A 2039-nucleotide genomic window follows, 5' to 3' on the forward strand; every position below is an offset into this window, starting at 1 on the left:
CCCCCGGCGCAGCCGCGGGCCCGTCCGAGGGCGGAGTAAGGGCGAAGCTGCCGCGGCCACGTTCGGTTTCCACCAGTCCCTCGGCCTGGAGGCGGGTGAGGGCGGCGCGCACCACGGTGCGGCTGACGCCGAAATCGCTGATGAGCGTATTTTCGCTGGGCAGCTTCTCACCGGGCTGGATGATGCCGTCAACGATGCGGTTGCGAAGGTCGGCGGCAAGGTCCGCGGTGAGGTTCCGGCTCATGGCTTCAAGGTTACGCGCCGAACTCCACGGATTCGGTGGTCCAGGCGCGGGCCTGGTCGCTGAGGGTGACCCCGAGTCCCGGGCGGTCTGGAACGATCATCCGGCCGTCCTTGGTTTCCAGGCGTTCGTTGAACAGCGGGTCCAGCCAGTCGAAGTGCTCCACCCACGGCTCCCGCGGGTAGGCCGCAGCCAGGTGCAGGTGGATCTCCATGGCGAAGTGCGGGGCGAGCCCGAGTCCGCGTTCGTCCGCGAGGGCGGCGAGGCGCAGGAACTGGGTGATGCCACCGACGCGCGGGGCGTCGGGCTGGATGATGTCGCAGCCGTTGGCGGCGATGAGGCCCTTGTGCTCGGCCACGGAGGCGAGCATCTCGCCGGTGGCGATGGGCGTGTCCAGCACCTGCGCGAGGTGGGCGTGGCCTTCGAAGTCGTAGGCGTCCAGGGGTTCCTCGATCCAGACGAGGTTGAATTCCTCAAGCCGGCGGCCCAGGCGCAGTGCGGTGGCGCGGTCCCACTGCTGGTTGGCGTCCACCATGAGGGGGACGTCCCAGCCGATGTGTTCGCGGATGCCGGCCACGCGGCGGAGGTCCTCATTGCTGTCCGGCAGGCCCACCTTGATCTTGATGCCGCCGATGCCTTCCTCGATGGACTGGGTGGCGCGGGCCTTTACCTCCTCGAGGGTGGCGTTCAGGAAGCCGCCGGAGGTGTTGTAGGTCTGGACGGAGTCGCGGTAGGAGCCGAGGAGTTTGGCCAGGGGGAGCCCGGCGCGCTTGGCCTTGAGGTCGTACAGGGCGATGTCGATGGCGGCGAGGGCCTGGGTGGCGACGCCGGACCGGCCCACCGAGGCGCCGGCCCACAGGAGCTTGGTATAGAGCTTGCCGATGTCGTTGGGGTCCTCGCCGATGATGCCCTCGGCGACTTCCTTGGCGTGGGCGTACTGGGCCGGGCCGCCTGCGCGCTTGGAGTAGCTGAAGCCGAGGCCGGTGTGGCCCTGTTCGGTGGTGATTTCGGCGAAGAGGAAGACCACTTCCGTCATCGGCTTTTGGCGGCCGGTGAACACCTTGGCATCGCTGATGGGCACGGCGAGCGGAAGGCGGGCGGTGGACAGTTTGACGTGCCGGATCAGGTCGACGGTGCTCATGGATTCTCCTAGTGGGGGTTGCTGGGCGCCATCGCCCACCTTCCTAGGATACAAGTGACTAACTTGTACTACAAGTACAGCCGTGGGCCGATTGGCCAGCTCCGGCAGTGCAATGTAACGTTTAGGTCACCGGTCGGAGCACACGCCCGGCGAAGCATCCATGCTGCTTCTGCGTGCTATGCCCCCAAGGGGGTGCCCTGCGTTCCCAGGCCGGAAACCGTTCCAGGCAGGGAACCTCTCGAGGCCTGCCGCTCCGCACTCCCATGAAGAGGCTTCGTTTCCATGCGCAGGAATCATCTGCTGGCCACCGGTACGCTTTTTGCTTTGTTCGTGACAACCGCGTGCACCGCACCCGACCCCATGGCAACCGCAGACCCGGCGCAAGCCAAGGCCACAGCCAGCACCGCCGCCGCTTCCGCTGCAGTGGGCACTAGCCAATTGGCGGCGGCCGAGAGGGCCAGGGCTGCGGCCGATAGGAAGGCTGCGGAAGAGGCTGCCGCCACAGCGAAAGCAGAAGCTGAGGCGAAGGCCGAAGCTGAGGCGAAGGCCGAAGCTGAGGCGAAGGCCGAAGCCGAGGCCAAGGCGCAGGCCGCCGCCGCTCAGGCGGGGGAAGCGGCTGCAGCCGGGCAGGCACCCCACGTCGAGGGGACACCTCCC

Annotated in this window: 2 protein-coding genes and 1 pseudogene; 1 reads left to right on the forward strand and 2 read right to left on the reverse strand. The window is 67.7% G+C overall.

Annotated elements, in window-relative coordinates; genetic code table 11:
• On the reverse strand, positions 1–244 hold a 244-nt coding region (locus AC5RTT_RS20435), incomplete at its 3' end, for a winged helix-turn-helix domain-containing protein (RefSeq protein WP_494146691.1).
• A 10-nt stretch (positions 245–254) separates the two neighbouring features.
• Positions 255–1382, reverse strand: a complete 1128-nt coding sequence (locus AC5RTT_RS20440; RefSeq protein ID WP_494146692.1) for an L-talarate/galactarate dehydratase — start codon at positions 1380–1382, stop codon at positions 255–257.
• Positions 1383–1664: 282 nt separating this feature from the next.
• On the opposite strand from AC5RTT_RS20440, the pseudogene AC5RTT_RS20445 reads away from it, so the two are divergent.
• Positions 1665–2039, forward strand: a pseudogene (locus AC5RTT_RS20445) (hypothetical protein); the annotation flags it as partial.

It is taken from the genome of Arthrobacter sp. Y3221157 (assembly GCF_059089865.1).

Bases quoted from the DNA above. Each gene is read 5' to 3' on its own strand.
- AC5RTT_RS20440 (WP_494146692.1), bottom strand. From the start codon at position 1,382: ATGAGCACCGTCGACCTGATCCGGCACGTCAAACTGTCCACCGCCCGC.